Here is a 25,506-nt window from a genome sequence, read left to right on the forward strand (position 1 = left end):
CCGTCGGGGTCGCACATGATCAGCCCGGATCCGCGAGGATCCGGGCTGATCTCTTGTGTACCCGCAGCCGTGCCCCCGCTGTGTGGGCCGGGTGTGGCTGATGTGATGCACACCACAGATCAGAATATGAAACCTGGTCCGGACCAGCTCCCCACGGACCCCACGAATTTTATATGTGCCATTGCACCCCACCCGCCCCCGTCCCGGCCGGGCTTTTCCCAACGGAAAAGCCGACTGCACCGGACCCGGCGGAGTCCGGTGCAGTCGGCTTCTCTTTCAAGATCGATCCCCGCCCCACGTGCCGAACGGTTGCCCGAAAAGCTGAGGGATCGCGAGGCCTCAGGCCTCGCTGCGCTGCTGCGGAATACCCGCAAGCAGGGCGCGCACCTCCGCCTCGCGGTAGCGGCGGTGCCCACCCAGCGTCCGGATCGACGTGAGCTTGCCGGCCTTGGCCCAGCGCGTGACCGTCTTCGGGTCCACGCGGAACATGGTGGCAACCTCAGCCGGCGTCAGCAGAGGTTCGGCGTCAGGGGTGCGAGCGGTCATGAGCGGCCTCCTCGGGAGAACCGAACCAACACGGTTCTTTCCTAGAAATTCTGCACCTTGGGTGGCGATGCCCGAAATGGCGCACGCCTCCCAAGTCGGTAATAGGACGAACGGCTTGTCCTCGGCACTACAACTACACCATCCGTCCAGTCCTATCGGCCAAACCGTCGGAATTGACCCCTGTGGGTTCAAGCTCGACGGAAGGCGACGGACCATGCCATAACGGACAGTCACTCAAGAGTGACCATCGGTCACGGCATCCCAGACCCCCCGCTCCCCCCGCGAAGGCCCTCAACCCACGCAGAACGGATGTACCGGGGCACACCGCACTACTAGTGAGGCTGGTTGTCCTATTTTGACACCCAGTGAGTGCTTCGCGTCAACGGTGAGTCAGATCACCTTCGTCGGGTATTGACCCGACTCGAGAGGTTGGTCCCATGTCGAGTCGTCATAAAACCCCCCGTGACGCCTGAGGGAAGGATGCCACGCATGTCCGACAACGCCCGGCTCGGTCCGTGGCGTGATCGGTCCTGGCGGTAACCCGCCACGCCCCGCCGGACCGTCCGGGAGCCTCGGTCCCGGACGGGTGGTCAGTTGGCGAACTCCAGGTCCTGCACCCGGCGCCAGCGCTCGGTCAGCGTCCGGTAGCAGCGGGCCGCCCTGCGGCTGTCCCCCTCGCGCAGCGCGGCGAGGCCGAGCTCGACGTCGCCCGCCGAGTGGTCCGCGGCAAGCTCGCTCTCCGGCAGGGCGTGCACCAGGCCGCCGTAGTCCAGTTCCACCAGCGAGCGCGGGTGGAACTCCTCCAGCCAGCGGCCGACCTCCTCGACCCCGCCGACCAGCGGGCCCTCCTGCACGGTCTGCCGCAGCACCCGGAAGCCCCGGGCCACCCGGCGGCGCGCCTGGGCCATGGGCGTGCGGTAGCGCAGCAGGGGCGCGGTGCGCTGCTTCACGCCCTCCGCGTTCTCGGGATCGGCCGTGAGCCGCGCCGGGACGTACTCACGCTCCTCCGGGCCGAACAGCAGGAACCAGCGCACCGGCACGTTCCAGGTGCTGGTGAGGATCCACGGCCGCCCGTCCGGGTTCTGGGTCCGCCAGCGGTCCCAGTCGGCCTCGGCGTCCGTGCGGACCCGAGCCGGCACCAGGGCGTCCAGCAGTGAAGGGGGCAGCTCCTGGGTCAGCTGCTCCAGCGCCAGCCAGCTGCGCAGCCGGGTGCCCCAGGGGCAGATGTGCAGCACGCCGTCGGCCTCGTGGACGAAGGCGTCGCGGCTCTCCCGCTCGGGTATGGCCAGCGGGGGCACCGCAGTCAGCTCGGCCAGGCGCTGGCGGCGCTCGTCCAGCTCGGTCAGCGGCTCGGTGCGGGAGGCGGCGTAGCCCTGCCAGTAGGAGCGGTCGGGCTCGGCGAAGGCCGCCAGGGGCTCGTAGACGCGCAGATAGGCCGCATAGGGGGGCAGCACGGAGGTCCGCAGCGCAGTCACCTTGGCATCGTCGCACGCGGGCCTCGGCAACGGGACGGAAACGGGCCAACGAAGAGGCGGTCAGGAGGGCCTAGTCTGGCGTCACAGACGTCCGCACCACCGCGCGGGCGCGAGTAGACAATGGAGTCACCACAGTGACCGACGTCAGTGAGGCCCGGTCCGGCGTGCTCAGCCGGATCTTCGCTGCCGAGGCCGACACGGCCCCCGGCGACAGCCACGAGCAGGTCGTCCTCTGCCACGACCGCGACACCGGCCTGAAGGCCGTCATCGCGATCCACTCGACCGCCCTGGGCCCCGCCCTCGGCGGCACCCGCTTCCACGCCTACGCGAGCGAGGAGGACGCCGTCCAGGACGCGCTGAACCTCGCCCGGGGCATGAGCTACAAGAACGCCCTCGCCGGGCTCGACCTCGGCGGCGGCAAGGCCGTGATCATCGGCGACCCCACCAAGATCAAGACCGAGGCGCTGCTGCGCGCCTACGGCCGCTTCGTCCAGTCCCTGAACGGCCGCTACGTCACGGCCTGCGACGTGGGCACCTACGTCGCCGACATGGACGTGATCGCCCGCGAGACCGAGTTCGTCACCGGCCGCTCCCCCGAGAACGGCGGCGCCGGGGACTCGTCCGTGCTCACCGCCTTCGGCGTGTTCCAGGCGATGCGCGCCTCGGCCCAACACCGTTGGGGCACACCCAGCCTGAAGGGCCGTCGGGTCGGTGTGGCCGGCGTCGGCAAGGTCGGCCACTACCTGGTCGAACACCTGGTGGAGGACGGCGCCCAGGTCGTCGTGACCGACGTGAGCGAGGCCGCCGTCAACCGGGTGCGCGCCGCCCATCCGTCCGTGGAGGTGGCCGCCGACACCCCGGCGCTGATCCGGGCTGACCTGGATGTCTACGCCCCCTGTGCGCTCGGCGGGGCACTGAACGACGAGACGGTCCCGGTGCTCACCGCGCAGATCGTCTGCGGCGCCGCCAACAACCAGCTGGCCCACCCGGGCGTGGAGAAGGACCTGGCCGACCGCGGCATCCTGTACACCCCCGACTACCTGGCCAACGCGGGCGGCGTGATCCAGGTCGCGGACGAGATCCACGGCTTCAACTTCGAGCGGGCCAAGGCCAAGGCCGCGAAGATCTTCGACACCACGCTGGAGATCTTCGCCCGCGCCGAGGCCGACGGCGTGCCGCCGGCGGTGGCCGCCGACCGGCTCGCGGAGAAGCGCATGGCCGAGGTCGGCCGCCTGCGCACGATCCTGCTGCCGGGCAGCCGCCGCGGCTGAGCCGGAGCACCGGAGCCCCCGGACGGGAACGGCATTCTCACCCGCTGCCCTCCGTCCGGGGGACAATCCACGCGGATCGCTCGCCGGGACGGCCCGGCCGCAGTGCCCGCAATTGCCTTGGAAAATGGGCGTGACCTGCATCGATATGGTTACGACTGCAGACGGTGTGCGGCACGTCGCACAGGCGGCGTACCGTACGGCGCTGTAACCAGGTACCGTTGTTGCTCTAAGGACAGGTCCCGTGCTCAGGCGGGGGGCCGTTCTCAATCATGATCGCGTGACAAGACTCGGGGTGATGAGCCCCGTCGTTGAGGGGGTCGAGCCATGGGGCGCGGCCGGGCCAAGGCCAAGCAGACGAAGGTCGCCCGCCAGCTGAAGTACAACAACGGCGGCTTCGACGCCGCACGGCTGGCGAGCGAACTGTCTGGGTCTCCTGCGAACGAGTCGGTGAATCCCGAGCCGTTCGAGGACGACGAGGACGAGGACGATCCGTACGCCTCGTACGCGCGGCTGTACAACGCCGACGACGACGAGGACGAGGACGAGGCGGCGGGCCAGGCCCGCAAACGCGCCTGACCTCACCCGTACCCGTACAACGGCGAGCAGCCGATCCGGTTCCACCGGATCGGCTCTTCGTCGTTTCCGCGCCGGGCGACTGGCGCGGAGCGATGTCGGGCGGGCCCACGGGCCCGCCCGACCGGTGTCTCAGGAGGCGTACTCGCCGTAGAGCGCGGCGCCGCCCTGGGCGTCCGCCACGATGTCGCCGAGCACCCAGGCCTCGACGTCCCGGTCCTCCAGCACGGCCAGGACCACGTCCACGGACTCGGCCGGGACCACGGCGACCATGCCGACGCCCATGTTCAGCGTCTTCTCGATCTCCAGGGTCTGCATCCGGCCGACCTCGGCCACCGTCGTGAACACCGGCAGCGGCGTCCAGGTGCCGCGGTCCAGACGGGCGTGCAGGCCGTCAGGGATCACCCGGGCCAGGTTGGCCGCCAGGCCGCCGCCGGTGACGTGCGCGAAGGCGTGGATCTCGGTGGCCCGGGCCAGCGCGAGGCAGTCCAGCGAGTAGATCCGGGTGGGCTCGAGCAGCTCCTCGCCGAGGGTCCGGCCGAACTCGGCGACCTCGCGGTCCAGCTTCCAGCCTGCCTGGTTCAGCAGCACGTGCCGGACCAGCGAGTAGCCGTTGGAGTGCAGGCCGCTGGCGGCCATCGCCACCACGACGTCCCCGGCCTTCACCCGGTGCGCGCCGAGCAGGGCGTCGGCCTCCACCACGCCGGTGCCGGCGCCGGCCACGTCGTACTCGTCGGGGCCGAGCAGGCCCGGGTGCTCGGCGGTCTCGCCGCCGACCAGCGAGCAGCCGGCCAGCACGCAGCCCTCGGCGATGCCCTTGACGATCTGGGCGACCCGCTCCGGGTGGACCTTGCCGACGCAGATGTAGTCGGTCATGAACAGCGGCTCGGCACCGCAGACCACCAGGTCGTCGACGACCATGCCGACCAGGTCGTGGCCGATCGTGTCGTGCTTGTCCATGGCCTGGGCCAGCGCGACCTTGGTGCCCACGCCGTCGGTCGCGGTCGCCAGCAGCGGGCGCTCGTAACGCTTGAAGGCGCTCGCGTCGAAGAGCCCGGCGAAACCGCCCAGGCCGCCGACGACCTCGGGGCGGGTGGTCTTGCCCACCCACTCCTTCATCAGCTCGACGGCCAGGTCGCCGGCCTCGATGTCGACGCCGGCGGCGGCGTAGGTGGCGCCCTGCGCGGACGGGTTCTGCTCGGTCACGGGAGACGGCCCTCTCGGGTCGGGGGTGCTGACGGGAACTCAGGGACGGCGGAGCGCGTCGGCGGCGCCCGGGCCGCCGAGCAGGGACTGCACGCCGTCGACGTCGGAGCGGTTGCCGCCGCGGACCGGCGGGGCCTGCTTGGCGGAGGCGATCTCGGCCTCCAGCAGGTGCTTGCCCAGCAGCTCCGGGTCGGGCAGCTCCATCGGGTACTCGCCGTCGAAGCAGGCGCGGCAGAGGCGGTCCTTGGGCTGGTTCGTGGCCTCGACCATGCCCTCGATGGAGATGTAGGCGAGCGAGTCCGCACCCAGCGAGGCGCCGATCTCCTCGACCGACATGCCGTTGGCGATCAGCTCGGCGCGGGTGGCGAAGTCGATGCCGAAGAAGCAGGGCCACTTCACCGGCGGCGAGGAGATGCGGATGTGCACCTCGGCCGCGCCCGCCTCGCGCAGCATCCGGACCAGCGCGCGCTGGGTGTTGCCGCGGACGATCGAGTCGTCCACGACGACCAGCCGCTTGCCGCGGATGACGTCCTTGAGCGGGTTGAGCTTGAGCCGGATGCCCAGCTGACGGATCGTCTGGTTGGGCTGGATGAAGGTGCGGCCGACGTAGGCGTTCTTCACCAGGCCGGAGCCGTAGGGGATGCCGCTGGCCTCGGCGTAGCCGATGGCGGCGGGGGTGCCGGACTCGGGCGTCGCTATCACCAGGTCGGCCTCGACCGGGGTCTCGGCGGCCAGCCGACGGCCCATCTCCACGCGGGAGAGGTGCACGTTGCGCCCGGCGATGGTGGTGTCGGGACGGGCCAGGTAGACGTACTCGAAGACGCAGCCCTTGGGCCTGGACTCGGCGAAGCGGGAGGTGCGCAGGCCGTTCTCGTCGACGGCGATCAGCTCGCCGGGCTCGACCTCGCGGACGAAGGAGGCGCCGACGATGTCGAGGGCCGCCGTCTCGGAGGCGACCACCCAGCCGCGCTCCAGCCGGCCCAGCACCAGCGGGCGGATGCCCTGCGGGTCGCGGGCTGCGTAGAGGGTCTGCTCGTCCATGAAGACCAGCGAGAAGGCGCCCTTGACCAGGGGCAGGATCTGACGGGCCGTCTCCTCGATGGACAGGTCCGGGTGGCCTGCGAGGAGAGCGGTGAGCTGGTCGGTGTCGTTGGTGACGGCGCTGCGGCCGGAGCGGGAGACGTGCTCCTCGCCGGGCAGCTCAGCGACCATCCGGGCCAGTTCGGCGGTGTTGACCAGGTTGCCGTTGTGGCCGAGCGCGAGGGAGCCGCTGGCGGTCGCCCGGAAGGTCGGCTGCGCGTTCTCCCAGACCGAGGAGCCGGTGGTGGAGTAGCGGGCGTGGCCGATGGCGATGTGGCCCTGGAGCGAGCTGAGGGAGGTCTCGTCGAAGACCTGGGAGACCAGGCCCATGTCCTTGTAGACGAGGATCTGCTTGCCGTTGCTCACGGCGATGCCCGCGGACTCCTGTCCGCGGTGCTGCAGGGCGTAGAGCCCGAAGTAGGTGAGTTTGGCTACCTCTTCGCCGGGGGCCCAGACGCCGAAGACGCCGCAGGCGTCCTGCGGGCCCTTCTCGCCGGGGAGGAGGTCATGGCTGAGTCTTCCGTCACCGCGTGGCACGACTCCGAGTCTACGGGCAGCGCACAGCGCCCGGCGTCCGGCGGTGGAACCGCAGGTCACCGGGATGGCTGGACGCGCGTAGACCCGCCCTATCCCATTACGGGGAGTAGCGGGGACAGGTCGCTGCGCTCACCGCTGGCCGTGAGTTGCGCCACGTCCACGGCGTGTTCCCACTGCTCGCGGCCGGTCGCCAGGCGGATCCAGGTGAGCGGGTCCGTCTCCACGACGTTGGGCGGGGTGCCGCGGGTGTGCTTCGGGCCCTCGACGCACTGGACGACCGCGAAGGGCGGCACCCGCAGCTCGACCGAGCCGCCCGGGGCGCGCTCGGCCAGGGCGTCCGCGAGCAGCCGGGTGACGGTGGCGAGGGCGTGCCGGTCGTGCGGGAAGGCGTCGATGCCGACGGCGTCGGCGAGGTCGTCGGCGTGGACGACGGTCTCGATCAGGCGGGTGAGCAGGTAGTCGTCGAGCAGCATCGGACCGAAGCGGATGGGGACGACGAGGTCCGGGTTCCGCGTCAACTCGTCCTGGAGCAGGGCGAGGGCGGCGTCCGCGGAGCGGTCGAGGTCGGCCGTGGCGGCGATCTCGTGGGCGTACCGCTCGATGGCGGGGGCGGCGGTGCGGGTGGCCGCGATCCACTGACTGGGCGTCAAGGGATCACCCGCGGGGGGCAGTTCGCCGACCGCGTGAGTGATCGAGTCGTAGACCGTGCCGAGATGGGCCACCAGTTCGCAGACGGTCCAGCTGCCGAGGCGGGTGGGCCGGTCCAGGTCGTCCGTCCCCAGGCTGTGGACGGCGGAGCGGAGCGCCTCGGTCTGCGCCGCGAGGGCGGCGCGGGTGCGGGCCGGATCGTAGCGGCGGGGCTTCTTCGCGCCCCGCGAGCTGCTGCGGGAGGTTGGCGGCATGTGGGCACCTTAGTGTCCGTTTTCCGCTTGTGCGGGCAAACGCGGCAGGCGCAGGGTGGGCGGGTGACGACCACGAACCAGCCCACCGCCAGCACCTCGACGCCGCTGCCTCCCGCCCGTCCCGCCCGCTCCGCCGCCGTCGCGGCGGGCGTCACCGTCGTCCTGTGGGCCTCCGCCTTCGTCGGCATCCGCTCGGCCGGGCACGACCTCTCTCCCGGCCCGCTGGCGCTGCTGCGGCTCGCGGTGGCCACCGTGGTCCTCGGCGGGCTGGCCGTGGCGCGTCGGGAGAGGCTGCCCGCGAAGGGCGACTGGCCGCGGATCGTGCTGGTGGGCCTGCTCTGGTTCGGCGCCTACAACGTGATGCTGAACGCGGCGGAACGGCGCGTGGACGCCGGCACCGCGTCCATGCTGGTGAACGTCAGCCCGATCCTGATCGCGGTGATCGCGGGGGTGGTGCTGCGCGAGGGGCTGTCCCGGTGGCTGCTGGCGGGAATGGTCGTGTCGTTCGGCGGCGTCCTCGTCATCGGCTTCGGCTCGGGCGGCGGGGCGCACGCGGACTGGTGGGGCGCGCTGCTCTGCTTCGCCTCGGCGGTCGCGTACTCGGTGGCGCTGATCGTGCAGAAGCCCGTGGTGGGCCGGGTGTCGGCGCTGATGGCGACCTTCCTGGGCTGTGCGGTCGGCATGGTGGCCTGCCTGCCCTTCGCCGGCAGACTGGCGGGCGAACTGGGCCACGCGTCCGGCTCCTCGATCGCCTGGGCCGTCTACCTGGGCGCCGCCCCGACCGCCATCGCCTTCACCACCTGGGCCTACGCCCTGGCCCGCACCCCCGCCGGGAAGCTGGGCGTCACGACGTACCTCGTCCCGCCGATCTCGATCCTGCTGGGCTGGCTGATGCTCAGCGAGGCCCCCGGCTGGCTCTCGGTCCTCGGCGGCGCGCTCTGCCTCGGCGGCGTGGCGGTGGCCCGTCGGAAGTGACCGCGGGCGCCCGCACGGAAATCGGGGTGCGGCCTGGGCGGGGGGCGCTGGATGCTGAGGAGTCGTCAGTCCGGTCCTCCGAAGGGATCCGCCCCATGCCCGCTGTCTCGCGTTCGCGGCCCGTTGCCCTGCTGACCGGTGCCGGGCGGGAGCGCGGCATCGCGGCCGGCGTCGCCCGGAAGCTGGCCGCGGAGGGCTGGGACGTCGCCTTCAGCTACTGGCGCGGCTACGAGGACCGGATGCCCTGGGGCCGCGACGCCGCCGACCCGGCCACGGCACTGGGTGACCGGCTGCGGGAACTGGGAGCCCGTGCGCTCGCCCTGGAGGCGGATCTGACGGACCCGGAGGTTCCTGCGCGTCTCTTCGACGCCGCGGAGCGGGAGTTGGGCCCGGTCCAGGCGCTGGTCATGCTGCACTGCGAGTCCGTCGGCTCCGATCTGCTGGGGACGTCGGTGGAGAGCTTCGACCGCCACTTCGCCGTGAACGCCCGCGCCACCTGGCTGCTGGTGCGGGAGTTCGGCCTGCGCTTCGACGGCCCGGCGGACCGGGGCCGGATCGTCGCCTTCACCAGCGACCACACCGTGGGCAACCTGCCCTACGGCGCGAGCAAGGGCGCGCTGGACCGGATCGTGCAGGCGGCGGCGAAGGAGTTCGCGGGCCGGGGCATCACCGCGAACGTCGTCAACCCCGGTCCGGTGGACACCGGTTGGATGAGCGAGAGCCAGCGGGCCGATGTGACGCGATGGACCCCGCTGGGCCGGCTCGGCACACCCGAGGACGCCGCACACCTGGTCGCCTTCCTGCTGTCCGCGGAGGGCGGCTGGATCAACGGCCAACTGCTGTACAGCAACGGCGGGTTGTGACCCGCCCCGGAACCGGCCCGGCGCCTGGTGGCGGGCGCGTGGGCCCCTGGCGGGCCCGCGTCCCCGCCCCGGCAGCGGCCCGGCGCCCGGCGGGCGTGTGGGACCCCTGGCAGACCCGCGTCACCACCCCGGGAGCGGCCCGGCGCCCGGCGGGCGTGTGGGCCCCCTGGCAGACCCGCGTCACCACCCAGGCAGCGGCCCGGAGCGTGGCCGGTGATGGCCCCTGGCAGACCCGCGGCACCACCCCGGGAGCGGCCCGGCGCCCGGCGGGCGTGTGGGCCCCCTGGCAGACCCGCGTCACCACCCAGGCAGCGGCCCGGAGCGTGGCCGGTGATGGCCCCTCGCGGGCCCGCGTGTTCCGCTCGCCTCTGCGGCCGAAGGCCGGGGCCGGGCGGCGCGGCGCGGCGCGGGCGCCGGAGATCCGCCGGAGCGGTTCTACCGGACTACCGGGCTACCGGGGACTCGGGGGCTGGACGTGGTGGAGCTTGTCGGGGTTGCGGATGAGGCGGATGGCCGTGATCAGGCCGTGCTCGTCCAGGTCCACCACCGCGACGTCGTCGGGGACCCCCGCCGCGGTGACCAGGACGCCGGGGTTGCCGTTGACCAGGATCGGATGCACCTCGACCGGTTCCGGCAACGGCTGCTGCAGCACCCCGAGGATCCAGCGCGCCACCTTGTCCGCGCCGGACAGCGGGCGCAGCGCCGCCCGGATCTTGCCGCCGCCGTCGGTCCAGGCGGTGACCTCGGGCGCCAGCAGCGCCATCACCTGGTTGAGGTCCCCGCCCATGCACGCGGCCAGGAACTCCTCGGTGACCCTGCGCCGCGTGTCCGCCGGGGCGTCGTACCGGGGGCGCCGGGCCTGCACGTGGTTGCGGGCGCGGCTGCCCACCTGACGGACCGCCGCCTCGCTGCGGTCGAGCATCTCCGCGATCTCACCGAAGGAGAACCCGAAGACCTCCTTGAGCACGAAGACCGCCCGCTCGAGCGGGGACAGCGTCTCCAGCACCACCATCATCGCGAGGGACACCGACTCGGCCTGCTCGACGTCCCCGGCGGTGTCCTCGGGGGCGGTCACCAGCGGCTCCGGCAGCCACGGGCCGACGTACGACTCGCGCTGCACCGCCGCCGACCGGAGCCGGTTGAGCGAGAGGTTGCTGACGGTCCGCGCCAGGTAGGCGCGCGGCTGGGCGACCTGGTCCACATCGACGGCGCTCCACTTCAGCCAGGCGTCCTGGAGGATGTCCTCGGCGTCCGCGACGCTGCCGAGCATCCGGTAGGCGATGCCGAAGAGCACCGGACGGTGCTCCTCGAAGGTGGTGAGAGTCGTGTCCGTCACGATCCGGAGGCTACCCGAGGCGGCACCTCGCAGTGGTCGGCGAAACCCTGACTGCGCAGCCCCATCGCGGAGTTGAAGCGGCTGCGCAGGTTCTCCACGGCCACCATCATGGTCAGCTCCACGAAGGCCGGCTCGCCCAGCAGCTTGACCAGCCGCTCCGCCTGCTCGTCGGTGACCGCCGGCTCCGTCTCGCACATGGCTTCGGCGTACTCCATCACCGACCGCTCCAGCTCCGTGAACAGGCCGGTCTGCTCGCGCCACATCGGGACCGCCCGCAGCTTCTCCTGCGGGATGCCCAGCTGGTGGGCGTCCCAGTAGCCGAAGTCCATGCACCAGGAGCAGCCGATGCGGGCCGAGGCCGCCATCACGGCCAGCTCCTTGAGCACCTTGTCGAGCTTGTCGAACTTCGCCACGGCCTGCTCGAAGCGGAGGTCCGCCCAGAGCACGCGCGGGTTGTGCGCCATGGCCCGGCCCGGGTCGAGCACCTTGCCGTAGGTGCGGTTCGAGTACCACTCCATCGCCCGGTAGAAGAGCGTCCGGCGCGGGGTGAGCGAGATGCGGGACATCGCTGCCTCCTGGGTTGCGGCATCGGTTGCGGCTTTCGCAGGGGAGACAACACAGCGCCCGTGGATGTGACACGAAGGAGCGAACATCCGTGGGAATAGGGGGTCGGCTGTCGGAGGCCGCGCCTAGCGTCGGCCTCGTCCCTGTTCGACGGGTTCGACGGAGTGGGGGTCCGGTGACACAGGTGTCCGAGGAGCTGCGGCGGGTCGCGGCGCAGGTGGACGAGCAGGCGGCCCGGCTGGGCCGCAGGCTGCAGCAGGCGGAGTGGCAGGGGCGGGCGGCCACGGCCTTCCGAGCCCGGATGCGGGAGCGGCTGAGGGCGGCGGCGGAGGGCGCCCAGCGGCTCCGGGAGGGGGCGGCGGCGCTGGACGAGTTCGCCCGGCGCGAGCGGGGCGGTGGCCGATGAGCGTCCAGGTGAGCCGGGAGGAGTTGCTGAGCCTGCGTCAGGTGCTCGGCGACGCCGGGCAGGAGCTGGCGCGCACGCTGCGCGACGCGGACGCGCTGCGGGCCGGGGCGGCGCGGTGCCGGCGTGCGGCGCAGGCGGTCTCGGAGGGGCTGGAGCGCCTGGCGCGGCTGAGCCGCGAGTTGGCGGCGGACGCGGAACGCATGGTGCTGACCAGCCGGGGCTACGAGGACGCGGAGCAGGAGACGCACCATGCGTTCCGGGCCGTGGGCGCGCGGCTGGTGACGCCGCATCAGCTCCCTGGCAGCCCCGTCCCCCGGGGGTCGGTGCTGCAGCGGGCCGAGCGCTGGGCGTCGAACCCGGTGCCCTACAGCATGAGCGGCTGGCGCGACGGGTGGCGCACGGACTGCTCGGGCTACGTCTCGATGGCGTGGGGCCTGGACCGGTCCTACACGACGGTGGACCTGCCCACCGTGTCCCATCCGATCGGGAAGGAGGATCTGCAGGCGGGGGACATCCTGCTGAACCGCGCACCCGGCGGCGCCGGGCACGTCGTGCTCTTCGACCGCTGGGCGGACGCCTCGCACACGGCGTACGTGGGCTACGAGCAGTCCCCCGGCGGCACCAAGCACCGGGTCATCCCGTACCCGTACTTCTCCGGGCACGGCCCCTTCCTCCCGTACCGGAAGGGGTAGTCGCGGCCTCGGCCGGGGAGTCGCCCGGGCCCGCTCCGCCCACCACACGCACGGAGGTCCGACCCGGTGCGGATCGGACCTCCGAGGTGGTGAACGCCGGGGCTATCCGACGATGGCCTCGATGACGCCGGTGTTCGCGGCGCGCAGCTCGTCCAGCGTCAGCGAGAACTGACCCTGGAGCTCCACCGTGTCGCCGTCCACGACGCCGATGCGGGTGGCCGGGAGACCCCGGACGCCGCACATCTCCGTGAAGCGGAGCTCCTCGCTGCGCGGCACGGAGACAACCGCCCGGCCGGCCGACTCGGAGAAGAGGAACACGAAGGGGTCGATCCCGTCCGGGACGACGAGCCGGACGCCCGTGCCACCGCGCAGCGCGCTCTCCACCACGGCTTGGATCAGGCCGCCGTCGGAGAGGTCGTGCGCGGCGTCGATCATGCCGTCGCGCGAGGCCGCGATCAGGATGTCGGCCAGCAGCTTCTCCCGGCCCAGATCCACCGTCGGCGGCAGGCCGCCCAAGTGGTCGTGGGCCAACTGTGCCCAGGCGGAGCCACCGAGTTCGTCGCGGGTGTCGCCGAGGAGGTAGACCAACTGGCCCTCCTCCTTGAAGGCGATCGGCGTCCGGCGCGTCACGTCGTCGATCACGCCCAGCACGGCCACGACCGGCGTCGGGTGGATCGCCGCCGTGCCCGTCTGGTTGTAGAGCGAGACGTTGCCGCCGGTCACCGGAGTGCCCAGCTCGAGGCAGCCGTCGGCCAGACCGCGGCAGGCCTCGGCGAACTGCCACATGACCTCCGGGTCCTCGGGGGAGCCGAAGTTGAGGCAGTCGGAGACGGCCAGCGGCTTGGCGCCGGTCGCGGCCACGTTGCGGTACGCCTCGGCCAGCGCCAACTGCGCGCCCGTGTACGGGTCGAGCTTGGCGTAGCGGCCGTTGCCGTCCGTGGCGATGGCGACGCCGAGGTTGGAGTCCTCGTCGACGCGGATCATGCCGGAGTCCTCGGGCTGCGACAGCACCGTGTTGCCGAGCACGAAGTTGTCGTACTGGGAGGTGATCCAGGACTTGTCGGCCTGGTTCGGGGAGGAGACCAACTGCAGCACCGCAGCGCGCAGTTCGTCGCCGTTCGCCGGGCGGGCCAGCCGCTCGGCGGTCGGCGCGTCGGCCTGCAGCGCGTCCTGCCACTCGGGGCGGTGGTAGGGACGCTCGTAGACCGGGCCGTCGTGAGCCACCGTGCGCGGGTCCACGTCCACGATCTTCTCGCCGTGCCAGAAGATCTCCAGGCGGTCGCCGTCGGTCACCTCGCCGATCACGGTCGCGGTGACGTCCCACTTCTCACAGATCGCCAGGAACCGCTCCACCTTGGCCGGTTCGACGACCGCGCACATGCGCTCCTGGGACTCGCTCATGAGGATCTCCTCCGGCGAGAGCGTGGCGTCGCGCAGCGGCACCACGTCCAGGTCGCAGCGCATACCGCCGGAGCCGTTGGAGGCCAACTCCGAGGTGGCGCAGGAGAGTCCGGCCGCACCGAGGTCCTGGATGCCGACCACGAGCTGCTCCCGGAAGGCCTCCAGGGTGCACTCGATCAGCAGCTTCTCCTGGAACGGGTCACCGACCTGCACCGCGGGGCGCTTGGCCGGCTTGCCGCCGCCCTCGAAGGTCTCGGAGGCCAGGATCGACGCGCCGCCGATGCCGTCGCCGCCGGTCCTGGCCCCGTAGAGGATGACCTTGTTGCCCGCGCCGGACGCCTGGGCCAGGTGGATGTCCTCGTGCTTCATCACACCCACGGCCAGCGCGTTGACCAGCGGGTTGCCCTGGTAGCAGGCGTCGAAGACGACCTCGCCGCCGATGTTCGGCAGGCCCAGGCAGTTGCCGTAGCCGCCGATGCCCGCGACCACGCCGGGCAGCACGCGCCGGGTGTCGGGGTGGTCGGCCGCGCCGAAGCGCAGCGGGTCCATCACCGCGACCGGGCGGGCGCCCATCGAGATGATGTCGCGCACGATGCCGCCGACGCCGGTGGCCGCGCCCTGGTAGGGCTCGACGTAGGACGGGTGGTTGTGCGACTCGATCTTGAAGGTGACGGCGTAGCCCTGGCCGACGTCCACGACACCGGCGTTCTCGCCGATGCCGACGAGCATGGCGTCCGACTGCGGGGCCTTCTCGCCGAACTGGCGCAGGTGCACCTTGCTGGACTTGTAGGAGCAGTGCTCGGACCACATCACCGAGTACATGGCCAGCTCGGCCCCGGTGGGGCGGCGGCCCAGGATCTCGCGGACGCGGAGGTACTCGTCCTCCTTGAGGCCCAGCTCGCGCCACGGCTGCTCGACGTCAGGGGTCTGCTCTGCGTTCTTGACGGTGTCGAGAGTCATGGCTTACGCACTCACCAGTCGCTTGAGAATCGACGTGAAGAAGCCGAGGCCGTCGGTGCCGCCGGTGCCGACGACCGGGTCCACCGCGTGCTCGGGGTGCGGCATCAGGCCGACGACGTTGCCCTCGGCGTTGGTGATGCCGGCGATGTCGTTGAGCGAGCCGTTGGGGTTGACGTCCAGGTAGCGGAAGGCGACGCGGCCCTCGGCCTCCAGTTCGTCGATCACCCGGGCGTCCGCGACGAAGCGCCCCTCGCCGTTCTTCAGCGGGACCGAGATCTCCCGGCCCTGCTCGTAATCCGAGGTCCAGGCGGTGCTCGCGTTCTCGACGCGCAGCTTCTGGTCGCGGCAGACGAAGTGCAGGCTCTCGTTGCGCAGCATCGCGCCCGGCAGCAGGTGGGACTCGGTCAGCACCTGGAAGCCGTTGCAGATGCCGAGGACCGGCAGCCCGGCCTTCGCCTGCTCGATGATCGTGTCCATCACCGGCGAGAACCGGGAGATGGCACCGCAGCGCAGGTAGTCGCCGTAGGAGAAGCCGCCCGGGAGGACGACGGCGTCCACCTGGTGCAGATCCTTGTCACGGTGCCAGAGCGCGACCGGCTCGGCGCCGGCGAGCTTGACCGCGCGCAGCGCGTCACGGTCGTCGAGCGATCCGGGGAAGGTGACGACGCCGATCCGCGCGGTCACTGCTGCCCCTCGGCGGGCTCCTCGATCCGGACGGTGAAGTCCTCGATCACGGTGTTGGCGAGGAAGGTCTCGGCGGCTTCACGGATGCGGGCGAGGGCGGCGTCGTCGACCGGCCCCTCCACCTCGAGCTCGAAGCGCTTGCCCTGGCGGACGTCGGAGATCCCGGCGAAGCCCAGGCGCGGCAGCGCACGCTGCACCGCCTGGCCCTGCGGGTCGAGGATCTCCGGCTTGAGCATGACGTCGACAACGACGCGTGCCACGGGTACTCCCGGTGATGTCTGGTGCGGGGGAGTTCCCAGCCTACCGGGGGATTTTCGGGATCTTGGAGGTAGCTCCAGGGCAACGCGCGTAGATCCGGCGAACGTGCAGAGTTTCACACAAGCCGCTACCGGTCGGTAAGGCACGCGGGCGGCACCGCGACACTCCGAGAAATTACCCCTTTCAGAGGTTTCGGGGCGGTATCGGCGCGGTACCGAAACGACACGAGAATTGTGTCGATAAAACTTGCCTCTTCGATTCCGGAGGGGTTCCGGGGCAGAATGGCAGGGCTGGTTGCGGCCCGGCCGCGACCACCGAACGCAATGCCCGAGAGGACTGGGATCCATGGCTCAGCGCGTAGTGGTAACGCTCTCCGACGACATCGACGGCGGGGAGGCGGAGGAAACCGTGGTCTTCGGACTCGACGGAAAGTCCTACGAGATCGACCTCTCCGCCGAGAACGCGGAAAAGCTGCGTGCCGCGCTCGCTCCCTATGTGCAGGCGGGACGCAAGCAGGGACGTGCGGCGAAGGCCGCCCCCAAGCGGACCGAGGTGGCGCCCGATCCGGCGGCGGTCCGCGCGTGGGCCCAGTCCCACGGCATCGAGCTGCCGGCGCGCGGCCGGCTGCCGAAGCACGTCTACGAGAAGTTCGCCCAGGCCAGCTGAGGTCAGGGCGGCCCGGCCGGGGCTGATGGCCCGTCATCAGGCGGAAGATAGATGACTTTTCGGACATGAGGTGTCAAACCACCCAGCCGAGGTGATCACAGCCCCGGACATGGGCTACTGTTCTTCTCGTCGGAACGCACCGGAGACGGAAGCCGAAAGGCCAGGTCAACGAGGCGGCCACGCAGGTGTAGCTCAGTAGTAGAGCGCTCCCCTTCCAGGGGAGAGGCGCAGTGTGCGATCCCTGTCACCTGCTCGGCTCGACTCCGCCAGATCGCCGGATGGCAAAAGCAGTCCGGAGGATGAGGTAGAGTAGAGCTCGCCGGAACGGACGGAAGCCGAAAGGCTGAAGTCGGAGAAGGCGAACAACATGCGGACGTGGCTCAGTTGGTAGAGCATCACCTTGCCAAGGTGAGGGTCGCGGGTTCGAATCCCGTCGTCCGCTCCACGGAAAGGCCCCTCTTCGGAGGGGCCTTTCGGCATTTCAGGTCCCCCTGACCGGACACAGGCTCCCCCTTGACCTCCAGAGATCAGGGGGAGCCGTGGGCCCGCAATACCGACTAACTCCAGGACTGGCCGGTCAGGCGTTCGTAGGCCTCGACGTACTTCGCGCGGGACTGGGCCACGACGTCCTCGGGCAGCGCCGGCGGGGGCAGCTCGCTCGCGGGGTCCCAGCCGCTGTCGTGGGTGAGCCAGTCGCGGATGTACTGCTTGTCGAAGGAGGGCTGATCCTGCCCCGGCTGCCAGGCGTCCGCCGGCCAGAAGCGGGAGGAGTCGGGAGTGAGCACCTCGTCCGCGATGACCAGGGCGCCGTCCTCGTCGCGGCCGAACTCGAACTTGGTGTCCGCCAGGATGATCCCGCGCTCACGCGCGATGTCCCGGGCCCGGCCGTAGACGGCGAGCGTGGTCTGCCGCAGCTGGGCGGCCGTGTCCGCGCCGACCCGGCGGGCGACCTCCTCGTAGGTGACGTTCTCGTCGTGCTCGCCCACCTCGGCCTTCGTGGCCGGGGTGAAGATCGGCGCGGGCAGCTCGGAGCCGTTGTCCAGGCCCTCGGGAAGGGTGATCCCGCAGACGGTCCGGGACTGGCGGTACTCCTTCAGGCCGGAGCCGGACAGGTAGCCACGGGCCACGCACTCCACCGGGAGCATGTCCAGGTTGCGGCAGACCAGGGTGCGGCCGGCCCAGTCGGCCGGAGCCCCGTCCGGGACCTCCGTCGAGACGACGTGGTTGGGGACGATGTCGGCCAGGCGCTCGAACCACCACAGGGAGAGCTGGGTCAGGATCCGGCCCTTGTCCGGGATCGCGGTCGGCAGCACCCAGTCGTACGCGGAGGTGCGGTCGCTGGCCACCATCACCAGTCGACCCGCCTGATCGCGGTAGAGGTCGCGCACCTTGCCGGTGTGCAGATGGATCAGGCCGGGCACCTGCACCGGCTCGGGCTTCTCGACGAATCCGCTCAAGGTGGTTCCCTCTGTTTCTGGGGCCGGGGGCGCCCCGAGTCTTTCATAGCGCCGATTCCGGCCCCGCGCACCGGTCGTCACCCGACCGGCCCGTGCGTCAGTGCACCTTGCAGATCCGGTCCAGCAGGTTGGCCGTCGCCCGCTGGATCCGCTCGTCGGTGTGGCCCGGGCGGTCCAGGGCGGGCGACCATGCGAAGGTGCCGCTGGCGAAGACCCAGGCCCCGCTCGGCGCCCGGTACAGCGACGTCTCCTGGTGCCGGGCGACGCCCTTGGCGTCCCGGTACGGGGAGTGGGCGAGCAGCACTCGCTCGTTGTGCTCGGGCAGGCCCACGCGCGGGAAGTAGCGGTCGGACTCCCCCGCGACCAGGCCGGGGAGCTCCTCCTCGTCGCGCAGGCCGGTGCCCTCCCAGATCCAGTGGCCGGTGTTGCGGACCACCATGGGGACCGGCTCGGGAACCCGGCCGTCGTACTGAATGCCCATCAACTGCTGCTCCGGGCTCCCGAGATCGCGCCAGCGCATGCTGGCCGCCGGGCCGCCCTGCCGCTTGGTGCAGGTGAGCAGCCGGTCGGGCTGGCCTGAGGGGGCTGGGCTCAGGTCCACCTGCCAGTACATGGTGTTGGCCGAGAGGAAGACCAGCGAGGTGCCCGCGTCCCGGGCGCGCTCGACGGCGCGGCGCATCGGCACGGACCAGTACTCGTCGTGGCCGGGGAAGACCAGACCCCGGTAGCGCGTCGGGTCGATCCGGCCGGCGTGCAGGTCGGTGGCGTTGGCGTAGGCGAGGTCGTAGCCGTAGCGCTCGGCCCAGCGGATGAAGTCGTAGGCGTGGCCGATGTGCAGGGGCAGGCCGGCGCCCGCGTAGGGGCGGTCGAAGGAGACCGTGGTGGCCGCCTCGCTCTCGCCGAGGAGCTCGCCCTTGGCGTTCCAGGCGTGGTAGAGGCTGGCGCCGCTGTGGCCGTCCTCCGGATAGAGGTTGTAGGCCTGCCAGGTGACGTCCGGCAGCAGCAGGAGCAGATCGGCGGCGTAGCCGTCGACGGGCGTGCGCGCGGCCGCGGCGGCGCGCACGGTGAACGGGATGTGGCTGCGGAAGCGGTGGTCCGCGGTGGTGAGCACGGCGACGTAGGCGCCGGGGGACCAGTGCGACGGTATCTGCAGTCGCCAGCTCATCCACCAGTGGTGGCAGGAGACCGTGCGTCCGGCGACCAGCGGCGCGGGCTGGACCAGGCCGGAGACGCGGGGGCTGGCGGCGACCTTGCGGGCGCCGGCCCCGGCGTAGTGGCCGATCCGGTACACGTCGACGGTGAACTCCTGGGGCGGATTGACGCTGACCCGCAGGTCCAGCGCCCCGCCGAGGTCGGCGGCGCCCAGTGCGTAGCCCTTGATCTGGCGGTCCACGTCGTCGGCGTTGCGCGGGCGGCCGAGGACCGGCGGAGGCTGCTGCTCCGGGGAACGTCGGGCGGCGGGAAGGGCGCCGGCGTCGACGTACCAGGGCATGATCCGGCCCTCGTCGTCGAAGTAGAGGTCCGCGCCGCGCAGCCAGGGCAGGGGGCCCTGGCCGAAGGGGTCGCTGGCCCCGTGGGCGAGAGCGCCGGACTCCCAGCGCCGGATGTGTTCGGCTGGCACGCGCTCCCCTCCTCACCTCATGGCCCCGCACCTCGCGATTCTGACGCTCCGTCACCGAACGCAGGCATTGGACTACTGTACGTATGTCCATCGTAGGACGTGACGGGCCGTCAACGTAGAGCAGTGCGGCGGATTATGACAGGCAATCATGCCAAGCGGGCCGGACGCTGCGGGGCTATGCCGAGCTGGTGCAGCAGCAGGCGCAACGGTTCCTGGTCGCCGTGCTCGACCGCGAGGGCCACCGGGGCGGCCAGCTCGGCGCGGCGACCGTCCCCCTCGACCAGCAGCACCGGACCGTCGAGCCAGTCCAGGCCGGGGACGGCGGTGCCGGCCTCCAGGGCGGCGCAGCAGATCAGGGCGGTCAGCTGGTCCGCGGCGGGCGTGGCGGACGCGGCGCGGAGCAGTCGGAGCACTTCGTCCAGCGCGCGCTGGGGCGGCCGCGGGAGCGCCAACTCGCCCTCCAGTGCGGCGGCCTGAGCACGCCACAGGCGGGCGGAGACCTGCTCCGGGTAGGCGGCCCAGTCCACCGGCGTCCAGTCGGCGCCCTGGGCGCGGGCGGGGAAGAACAGGCGGGCCGCGAGGAGGGAGACCTCCTGGTCCATCCGGCCGGGCTCCTCCAGCAGGTCGCAGGCGGGCGCACGGTCCAGGCGAGCCTCGAAGCCCTCCGCCAGCCGGTCCCGCCGGGACAGCTCGGTGAGCGCGGAGACGACGCCCGCGTTCAGCCGCACCGGCAGCAGCCCCTGCCGCCAGGCCGGGAGTGCGACCCGGGTCAGCAGCCGGTCCCAGCCCGCGTAGGCGAGCCCGACCTGCTCCTGGGCGGCGATGCGCAGACCGTAGTCCAGCGTGCGGGCCCGCTCGGAGGCCCAGGCGGCGACCGCCCGTTCCATCTCCCCCGCATGCGGGCGGCAGCGGCGGAGCAGGATCCCCGCGGGTATCCGGGCCACCCGGCTGTCCAGCACCGCGTCGAGCCTGCGCACGAAGCGGCGGGCGGCCGCGATCTCCGGGTCGAGCGAGCAGGCCGCGCCCGCGAGGACCGGGGCCAGCAGCGCGCGCAGCTCGTCGGTCCGCATCCACCAGAGGAACGGCGAGCCGATCACCAGGGTCGGCGCGGACGAGGGCTGGGGGGATCCTGGTGATCCTAGGGATCCCGGGGAACCCGGGGATATGGAGCGCCGCAGGACTGACGGGGCGTCAGCGGCCTCGTCCTCCAGCCAGCTGTCGCAGTCCGGGGTGAGCCAGACCGCACCCGGCGCCGGGACGTCCATGCGCGCCGCCGCCTCACGCACCAGCCGGTACAGGCCGGGGGCCTGCTCCTCGGGCACGGGCACGGCGGGCGTCCGGGGCGGGGTGGCGCGACGCAGCAGGACCACGAAGGCCAGCAGCGCCACGGTGACCGCGGCGGCCGCCCCGCCCACGGCCCAGCGCGCCGCGTCCCACGCGGCCGTGTCGACGGAGCCGGCCGCGCCGAGGTGGCCGGTGAGCCCCCCGGCGAGCAGGATGCCGAAAGCGGCGAGGGGCAGCACCGCGACGGCGAGCGCGGCGCCGCGCACCCGCAGGATCGCCTGCGCGCGGCGGCGCGCGGCGCGGAAGGACTCATGATCGTTCGATACGGCCATGCCCTCGGATCACCCCCTGCGTGACGCTGCGCTTGCTCCTGTCCGCTCCGACGACCGGACCGGGCGGTGGCGTTCCACCCTCGGCCCGGAACCACTCGGATCGGTGATTCCCTGTGGACCGCAGCTTCCCCCCTTGCCGGGAGTAGTACCTGCCCGGCCGATCAGGGCGGCTGGGCGTCCACCCCGATCGTGGGCACGATAAGCCCCTTGTGCGCCACTCGTCAGCCAGATCGCTTTTCGGTCACCCGAAGGAGCGGCTCCCCGGCACCGAAAGGGCGGTTTCCCACCTCATTCGTCCACGTTCACCCGAGAGAGGAACCCCCGCCAGGGGCGCGGGGATCCCCCACCCTTCGGGCGGGAGGTGCCCCCAACGCGACCGGCCCACCACCCACGGGGGTTCGACCCAGCGTTCGGGCCGGACCTCCCTGAGTGGTGGGCCGGTCGAGCAGTTCCTCGCGCCCCGTGGGGGGGTTACTGCGCTGCCTTCTGGGCGATGTCGGAGCGGTGGTGGGAGCCGCGGAGGCGGATCCGGGCCACCGAGTCGTACGCGCGGGCGCGGGCCTGGGCCAGGTCCTTGCCCGTGGCGGTGACGGAGAGGACACGGCCGCCCGCGCTCAGCACCGTGGCGCCGTCCTCCGCCAGACGCGTGCCGGCGTGCAGGACGTACGACGTCCCGTCCTCGGCCTCCGCGTCGGCCAGGCCCTCGATCGGGTCGCCGGTCACCGGCGCCTGCGGGTAGCCCTCGGAGGCGATCACCACGGTCACCGCGGCGCCGTCGCGCCACTTCAGCTCGGGGAACGCCGCCAGGCGGCCCGTCGCGGCCGCGTGGAGCAGGCCGTTGAGGGGGGTCTTCAGGCGGGCCAGCACGACCTGCGTCTCCGGGTCGCCGAAGCGGGCGTTGAACTCGATGACCCGGACGCCGCGCGAGGTGATCGCGAGGCCGGCGTAGAGAAGGCCGGAGAAGGGCGTGCCGCGGCGGCGCAGTTCGTCGACGGTCGGCTGCAGAACGCTGGCCTGCACCTCCTCGACCAGGTTCGGGTCGGCCCACGGCAGCGGCGAGTACGCGCCCATGCCGCCGGTGTTCGGGCCGGCGTCGTCGTCGCCGACGCGCTTGAAGTCCTGCGCGGGCTGCAGCGGGACGACCGTGGTGCCGTCGGTCACCGCGAAGAGGGAGACCTCGGGGCCGTCCAGGTACTCCTCGATCACCACGCGCTCGCACCCGGCAGCGTGCGCCTTGGCCTCGTCCAGGTCGGAGGTGACCACGACGCCCTTGCCGGCCGCCAGGCCGTCGTCCTTGACCACGTAGGGCGGGCCGAAGGCGTCCAGCGCCTCCTCCACCTCCTGCGCGGTCGTGCAGACGTAGGAGCGGGCGGTGGGCACCCCCGCCGCGGCCATCACGTCCTTGGCGAAGGCCTTCGAGCCCTCCAGCTGCGCGGCGGCCGCGCCCGGGCCGAAGACCGGGATGCCGCGCTCGCGCACGGCGTCGGCGACGCCCGCCACCAGCGGGGCCTCCGGGCCGACGATGACGAACTCCGCACCCAGCTCGACGGCCAGGTCCGCGACGGCCCGGCCGTCCAGTTGGTCCACCGGGTGGACCTGGGCGACCTGGGCGATCCCGGCGTTGCCGGGGGCGCAGTGCAGGGAGGTGACTTCGGGATCGAGCGAGAGCGCGCGGCACAGGGCGTGTTCGCGGGCGCCGCCGCCGATGACAAGGACCTTCACGGCACCAGAGCCTAGTGCCTCGCTCCGTCCGCCCCGCCGCTGGCCTTGGCGGTCACGCGAGCGGGCCCGGGTTCACCCACTCGTTCGGGTGAGATCCTTCCGGGGACGGAGGAATCGTGATCAATCGGCCGACCTTGGACAAGGACCGTGCGGGGCAGTGGATTTCGCACAACAATCCGACCTGATCGACACCCGCGGTCAGCCATTTGGCGGTAAGAAGTACCTCGGATTGGAAGCTGCCGGCGCAGGCCGGTACGGCCTGACGAGGCCGACGGGCCGAAGGATTGGGAGTTCCCACGGTGAGCCAGCCCGACATGCAGCCTGACGAGACGCCCTGGGGCAAGGAGCCGGGCGCCGAGGACGGGTCTGTCCTGCCGACGGTCCCGGCACAGGCCTCCGTCGCGAACCGGAGCGGTGCCCGGCGCGGCCGTGACCTGAGCGTGCGTCAGTTCCCGCTGGGGGACTGGGGCGAGCCCGCCGAGCGGCTGGAGGAGCTGTACCGCTGGTCCGAGGAGCGCGCGGTCGAGGCCATCGACTGGTACCACCGCGACCGCCGCTGGAAGCGCAGCTTCGCGCGCCTGCTGCGGACGCTGGCGGTGCTGGCCGCGGCGGCCGGCGCGGTGCTGCCCCTGGTCCAGCTGACGGGCACCTGGCACGGGGCGGCGGCCTGGGGCTACGTGGCCCTGCTGGTCGCCGTGGCCTGCGTGGCGGCGGACCGGCTGTTCGGACTGACCAGCGGATGGATGCGGGACATCTCCACCGCGCAGGCGCTGCAGCGGCGGCTGGAGGCGTTCCAGTTCGACTGGGCCTCCGAGTGCGTCCGCGAGGTGCTCGGCCCCACCGAGGGTACGGCGAGCGAGGCCGCGGAGCGCTGCCTCGGCGTGCTGCGGCGGTTCTGCGAGGACGTGTCGGACATGGTCCGCACGGAGACCTCGGAGTGGATGCTGGAGTTCCGCGCCCAGATGACCCAACTCCCCACCCAGGCCGCGGGCGTGTGGGGCGGACGGTCCGAGGGCGTCGGCGCCCAGGTGCGGGTCCTGCCCTCCCTCAACGGCGCCCCCGGCCGCCCCACGATGCCCCGCCAGCGCCCCCCGGAGTCCCCGCTGCGGTGACTCCCGGGGCGCGCGGCCCGGTCCGGCCCTAAGCGAAGACGATCATGGAGCCCTGGGCGAGGGAGCGGGTGGCGGCGGCGTAGAGGCCGGTCCAGGCGTGACGCTCCAGCGCGAAGGGGCCGTCCTGCTGTGCGGGGGGATGGGCCGGGCCCTCCAGCGTCGTGGGGGCCACCGGGCGCACCGGCACCGGAGGCAGCTGGTGGTCGATGCCGATGTACGGGGCCACCGCCTCCAGCTCCTTGAGCAGCCGCTGCGACGACCCCAGCGGGCCGCCGCCCGCCAGCAGCGCGTCGTCGACGACGGGGACGTCGAAGTCCAGCGGGACGTACGCCCCCGCGTGGTCGAAGTGCCAGACCAGGTGCGACTGTTCCGCCGTCGACTCGAACATCTCCAGCAACTGCTCGTAGTCGCCGCCCAGTTCGTCCACCGGAGTCACGTCCAGCCCGGTCAGCTGGAGCAGGTGGGCGCGGCGCAGGAAGTGCAGCGAGTCGTAGTCGAAGGCCGCGACCGGCTCCACGTCCCCGCTCAGGCCGGGCATGTACCGGAAGACCGGCACCGGCGGCAGGCCCGCCGCCGCCAGCGAGGCGTTGTAGATCTCCAGGTCCTCGCGGAACGGGTTGTCGGGGCTCTGCACCAGAACGTCGACCAGTGGGACGAGCCAGATGTCACAGGCCACAGGCACACTCCAGAGGTTGCGGGCCCGTCAACCCTAGCGCGGGGCGGGTTCAGTCCTCGACCGTGCGCTGGGGCGGGACCACCGGCGCTCCGCAGAGCGCGGCCATCTGCTCCAGGGACTCCTGGTTGTAGGTCCGCAGCAGCTCCTGCACCCCGGCCGCGTCCCGGGCCTCCAGCCGGTCCACCAGCTCCAGGTGGCGGTCCCAGCAGTAGCGGGCGATGTCCGCCCGGCCCCGCAGGTACGGCGCCGCGAAGATCCAGTACTGGACCCGCAGCCAGTCCAGGTAGTCGGTCAGCCGGCGATTGCCCAGCAGCTCGCCGAGGGAGAGCCAGAAGCGCCGGTCGCAGCCGACGAGTATGTCCAACTGCCCGGCGCGGGCCGCCCGTTGGGCGTCCTGGGCGCGGCGGCGGATGGCCGGCAGAGTGCTCAGGTCCACCCGCTGGGCGCCGGACCGCAACCGGCCGAAGAAGCCGTCGGTGACCAGCGAGCGGGCGTCGACGATCTCCGCGTAGTGCTCCCACGTGAACAGCGGGACCCGGTAGCCGCGGTTGTGCTCCATCCACAGCAGCGCCTGGGAGGTGAGGTCCACCAGGGCCTCGCGCACCGGGGTGGCGGAGACCCCGTAGAGGTCGGCGATCTCCTTGACGGTGAACCGGGTCCCTGCGGGGAGACGGCCCGTCATCATCTCGTCGCGCAGCGCCGCGGTGATCTGCTCGCGCAGGCTGCGCTGCTGGGCGAGCGGACGCAGCGGCGAGGGCTGGGCAGGGGGAGGGGAGGACACGACGACGCTGCTCCTCCACATCCGACGCACCCGACAGTCCGACAGGTCCGAGACCTCCGACGCATCCGACCGACCGGGCGTCCGGCAAAGACCCCATGCATAGTACGGCCCCGCACCGCCCTTGGC

The 25,506-nt window shown here is 72.0% G+C and carries 24 protein-coding genes and 2 tRNA genes; 10 read left to right on the forward strand and 16 right to left on the reverse strand.

Translation table 11 applies throughout. The features are described from left to right. Positions 1-339 precede the first annotated feature (339 nt). Together bldC and ACFP3V_RS20610 are read right to left on the reverse strand one after the other, a co-directional pair. A complete protein-coding gene (gene bldC / locus ACFP3V_RS20605) occupies positions 340-546 on the reverse strand; it encodes a developmental transcriptional regulator BldC (protein ID WP_003949541.1) in 207 nt (68 codons plus the stop codon). A 590-nt stretch (positions 547-1,136) separates the two neighbouring features. Beyond that, positions 1,137-2,021, reverse strand: a complete 885-nt coding sequence (locus tag ACFP3V_RS20610; protein ID WP_380585548.1) for a DUF8083 family protein — start codon at positions 2,019-2,021, stop codon at positions 1,137-1,139. Between the two features lie 134 nt (positions 2,022-2,155). Between ACFP3V_RS20610 and ACFP3V_RS20615 the strand changes: the two genes are divergently transcribed. Together ACFP3V_RS20615 and ACFP3V_RS20620 are read left to right on the forward strand one after the other, a co-directional pair. After that, entirely contained in the window at positions 2,156-3,292 is a 1,137-nt protein-coding gene (locus ACFP3V_RS20615; protein ID WP_380585550.1) for a Glu/Leu/Phe/Val dehydrogenase dimerization domain-containing protein, read from the forward strand. Between the two features lie 324 nt (positions 3,293-3,616). Then, complete coding sequence (locus tag ACFP3V_RS20620) at positions 3,617-3,868, forward strand: DUF3073 domain-containing protein (RefSeq protein ID WP_380585552.1); 252 nt, start codon at positions 3,617-3,619, stop codon at positions 3,866-3,868. A 129-nt stretch (positions 3,869-3,997) separates the two neighbouring features. Here ACFP3V_RS20620 and purM read toward each other — a convergent pair whose 3' ends face one another. The 3 genes from purM to ACFP3V_RS20635 form a co-directional block, all read right to left on the reverse strand. Further along, positions 3,998-5,071, reverse strand: a complete 1,074-nt coding sequence (purM, locus tag ACFP3V_RS20625) for a phosphoribosylformylglycinamidine cyclo-ligase (protein ID WP_380585554.1) — start codon at positions 5,069-5,071, stop codon at positions 3,998-4,000. Between the two features lie 39 nt (positions 5,072-5,110). Then, positions 5,111-6,688, reverse strand: a complete 1,578-nt coding sequence (purF, locus tag ACFP3V_RS20630) for an amidophosphoribosyltransferase (RefSeq protein WP_380585556.1) — start codon at positions 6,686-6,688, stop codon at positions 5,111-5,113. Positions 6,689-6,777: 89 nt separating this feature from the next. After that, positions 6,778-7,590: a maleylpyruvate isomerase family mycothiol-dependent enzyme gene (locus ACFP3V_RS20635; protein ID WP_380585558.1), complete on the reverse strand. Its 813-nt coding sequence runs from the start codon at positions 7,588-7,590 to the stop codon at positions 6,778-6,780. A gap of 63 nt (positions 7,591-7,653) precedes the next feature. On the opposite strand from ACFP3V_RS20635, the gene ACFP3V_RS20640 reads away from it, so the two are divergent. Together ACFP3V_RS20640 and ACFP3V_RS20645 are read left to right on the forward strand one after the other, a co-directional pair. Then, a complete protein-coding gene (locus tag ACFP3V_RS20640; RefSeq protein ID WP_380585560.1) occupies positions 7,654-8,565 on the forward strand; it encodes a DMT family transporter in 912 nt (303 codons plus the stop codon). Between the two features lie 95 nt (positions 8,566-8,660). Beyond that, entirely contained in the window at positions 8,661-9,428 is a 768-nt protein-coding gene (locus ACFP3V_RS20645) for an SDR family oxidoreductase (RefSeq protein ID WP_380585562.1), read from the forward strand. A gap of 451 nt (positions 9,429-9,879) precedes the next feature. On the opposite strand, the gene ACFP3V_RS20650 is transcribed toward ACFP3V_RS20645, so the two are convergent. Together ACFP3V_RS20650 and ACFP3V_RS20655 are read right to left on the reverse strand one after the other, a co-directional pair. Further along, on the reverse strand, positions 9,880-10,764 hold the full coding sequence (locus ACFP3V_RS20650; RefSeq protein ID WP_380585564.1) for an RNA polymerase sigma-70 factor: 885 nt from the start codon (positions 10,762-10,764) through the stop codon (positions 9,880-9,882). Further along, positions 10,761-11,330, reverse strand: a complete 570-nt coding sequence (locus tag ACFP3V_RS20655) for a carboxymuconolactone decarboxylase family protein (RefSeq protein WP_380585566.1) — start codon at positions 11,328-11,330, stop codon at positions 10,761-10,763. Before ACFP3V_RS20655 ends, ACFP3V_RS20650 begins: the two co-directional genes overlap by 4 nt. A 173-nt stretch (positions 11,331-11,503) precedes the next feature. On the opposite strand from ACFP3V_RS20655, the gene ACFP3V_RS20660 reads away from it, so the two are divergent. Together ACFP3V_RS20660 and ACFP3V_RS20665 are read left to right on the forward strand one after the other, a co-directional pair. Next, positions 11,504-11,734 carry a hypothetical protein gene (locus ACFP3V_RS20660; protein ID WP_380585568.1) on the forward strand — a complete coding sequence of 77 codons (231 nt, stop codon included), beginning with the start codon at positions 11,504-11,506 and terminating at the stop codon, positions 11,732-11,734. Continuing rightward, positions 11,731-12,426: an NlpC/P60 family protein gene (locus tag ACFP3V_RS20665; protein ID WP_380585570.1), complete on the forward strand. Its 696-nt coding sequence runs from the start codon at positions 11,731-11,733 to the stop codon at positions 12,424-12,426. The genes ACFP3V_RS20660 and ACFP3V_RS20665 overlap by 4 nt, the downstream gene beginning before the upstream one ends. A 102-nt stretch (positions 12,427-12,528) precedes the next feature. On the opposite strand, the gene purL is transcribed toward ACFP3V_RS20665, so the two are convergent. Genes purL through purS form a run of 3 tightly spaced genes read right to left on the reverse strand, consistent with a single transcriptional unit; the run spans position 12,529 to position 15,731 of the window. Beyond that, positions 12,529-14,787 (reverse strand): phosphoribosylformylglycinamidine synthase subunit PurL, encoded by a 2,259-nt coding sequence (purL, locus tag ACFP3V_RS20670; protein ID WP_380585572.1) that lies wholly within the window; start codon positions 14,785-14,787, stop codon positions 12,529-12,531. A gap of 3 nt (positions 14,788-14,790) precedes the next feature. Beyond that, positions 14,791-15,471 (reverse strand): phosphoribosylformylglycinamidine synthase subunit PurQ, encoded by a 681-nt coding sequence (gene purQ / locus ACFP3V_RS20675; RefSeq protein ID WP_380585573.1) that lies wholly within the window; start codon positions 15,469-15,471, stop codon positions 14,791-14,793. Then, on the reverse strand, positions 15,468-15,731 hold the full coding sequence (gene purS, locus ACFP3V_RS20680; protein ID WP_380585575.1) for a phosphoribosylformylglycinamidine synthase subunit PurS: 264 nt from the start codon (positions 15,729-15,731) through the stop codon (positions 15,468-15,470). The genes purQ and purS overlap by 4 nt, the downstream gene beginning before the upstream one ends. Positions 15,732-16,074: 343 nt before the next feature. On the opposite strand from purS, the gene ACFP3V_RS20685 reads away from it, so the two are divergent. The 3 genes from ACFP3V_RS20685 to ACFP3V_RS20695 all read left to right on the forward strand — a co-directional run bounded on the left by ACFP3V_RS20685 (position 16,075) and on the right by ACFP3V_RS20695 (position 16,840). Further along, the gene (locus tag ACFP3V_RS20685; protein WP_380585577.1) at positions 16,075-16,395 is read left to right on the forward strand and encodes a histone-like nucleoid-structuring protein Lsr2; all 321 of its coding nucleotides are present in this window, start codon (positions 16,075-16,077) and stop codon (positions 16,393-16,395) included. Positions 16,396-16,576: 181 nt separating this feature from the next. Beyond that, a tRNA-Gly gene (locus tag ACFP3V_RS20690) sits at positions 16,577-16,648 on the forward strand. A 116-nt stretch (positions 16,649-16,764) separates the two neighbouring features. Then, positions 16,765-16,840, forward strand: a tRNA-Gly gene (locus ACFP3V_RS20695). A 112-nt stretch (positions 16,841-16,952) separates the two neighbouring features. Here ACFP3V_RS20695 and ACFP3V_RS20700 read toward each other — a convergent pair. The 4 genes from ACFP3V_RS20700 to purD all read right to left on the reverse strand — a co-directional run bounded on the left by ACFP3V_RS20700 (position 16,953) and on the right by purD (position 22,811). Further along, positions 16,953-17,852: a phosphoribosylaminoimidazolesuccinocarboxamide synthase gene (locus tag ACFP3V_RS20700; RefSeq protein ID WP_380585579.1), complete on the reverse strand. Its 900-nt coding sequence runs from the start codon at positions 17,850-17,852 to the stop codon at positions 16,953-16,955. Positions 17,853-17,949: 97 nt separating this feature from the next. Then, positions 17,950-19,473: a N,N-dimethylformamidase beta subunit family domain-containing protein gene (locus ACFP3V_RS20705; protein WP_380585581.1), complete on the reverse strand. Its 1,524-nt coding sequence runs from the start codon at positions 19,471-19,473 to the stop codon at positions 17,950-17,952. 146 nt (positions 19,474-19,619) lie between these two features. Next, complete coding sequence (locus ACFP3V_RS20710; protein ID WP_380585583.1) at positions 19,620-21,089, reverse strand: hypothetical protein; 1,470 nt, start codon at positions 21,087-21,089, stop codon at positions 19,620-19,622. Between the two features lie 471 nt (positions 21,090-21,560). Further along, positions 21,561-22,811, reverse strand: coding sequence for a phosphoribosylamine--glycine ligase (purD, locus tag ACFP3V_RS20715; RefSeq protein ID WP_380585585.1), 1,251 nt, complete (start codon positions 22,809-22,811; stop codon positions 21,561-21,563). 299 nt (positions 22,812-23,110) lie between these two features. On the opposite strand from purD, the gene ACFP3V_RS20720 reads away from it, so the two are divergent. Then, a complete protein-coding gene (locus ACFP3V_RS20720; protein ID WP_380585587.1) occupies positions 23,111-23,923 on the forward strand; it encodes an SLATT domain-containing protein in 813 nt (270 codons plus the stop codon). A 28-nt stretch (positions 23,924-23,951) separates the two neighbouring features. On the opposite strand, the gene ACFP3V_RS20725 is transcribed toward ACFP3V_RS20720, so the two are convergent. Together ACFP3V_RS20725 and ACFP3V_RS20730 are read right to left on the reverse strand one after the other, a co-directional pair. Beyond that, positions 23,952-24,599 (reverse strand): hypothetical protein, encoded by a 648-nt coding sequence (locus tag ACFP3V_RS20725; RefSeq protein WP_380585779.1) that lies wholly within the window; start codon positions 24,597-24,599, stop codon positions 23,952-23,954. Between the two features lie 49 nt (positions 24,600-24,648). Further along, positions 24,649-25,380, reverse strand: coding sequence for a GntR family transcriptional regulator (locus tag ACFP3V_RS20730; protein ID WP_380585589.1), 732 nt, complete (start codon positions 25,378-25,380; stop codon positions 24,649-24,651). Positions 25,381-25,506: the final 126 nt, after the last annotated feature.

This window comes from Streptacidiphilus monticola (assembly GCF_042658505.1).
Lineage (GTDB): Bacteria > Actinomycetota > Actinomycetes > Streptomycetales > Streptomycetaceae > Streptacidiphilus > Streptacidiphilus monticola.

Excerpts from the sequence above, each read along its gene's own strand:
- bldC (WP_003949541.1), bottom strand. The coding sequence starts at position 546 with ATGACCGCTCGCACCCCTGACGCCGAACCTCTGCTGACGCCGGCTGAG.
- ACFP3V_RS20620 (WP_380585552.1), top strand. The coding sequence starts at position 3,617 with ATGGGGCGCGGCCGGGCCAAGGCCAAGCAGACGAAGGTCGCCCGCCAG.
- ACFP3V_RS20635 (WP_380585558.1), bottom strand. The coding sequence starts at position 7,590 with ATGCCGCCAACCTCCCGCAGCAGCTCGCGGGGCGCGAAGAAGCCCCGC.
- ACFP3V_RS20645 (WP_380585562.1), top strand. The coding sequence starts at position 8,661 with ATGCCCGCTGTCTCGCGTTCGCGGCCCGTTGCCCTGCTGACCGGTGCC.
- ACFP3V_RS20655 (WP_380585566.1), bottom strand. The coding sequence starts at position 11,330 with ATGTCCCGCATCTCGCTCACCCCGCGCCGGACGCTCTTCTACCGGGCG.
- ACFP3V_RS20665 (WP_380585570.1), top strand. The coding sequence starts at position 11,731 with ATGAGCGTCCAGGTGAGCCGGGAGGAGTTGCTGAGCCTGCGTCAGGTG.
- purL (WP_380585572.1), bottom strand. The coding sequence starts at position 14,787 with ATGACTCTCGACACCGTCAAGAACGCAGAGCAGACCCCTGACGTCGAG.
- ACFP3V_RS20685 (WP_380585577.1), top strand. The coding sequence starts at position 16,075 with ATGGCTCAGCGCGTAGTGGTAACGCTCTCCGACGACATCGACGGCGGG.
- ACFP3V_RS20710 (WP_380585583.1), bottom strand. The coding sequence starts at position 21,089 with ATGGCCGTATCGAACGATCATGAGTCCTTCCGCGCCGCGCGCCGCCGC.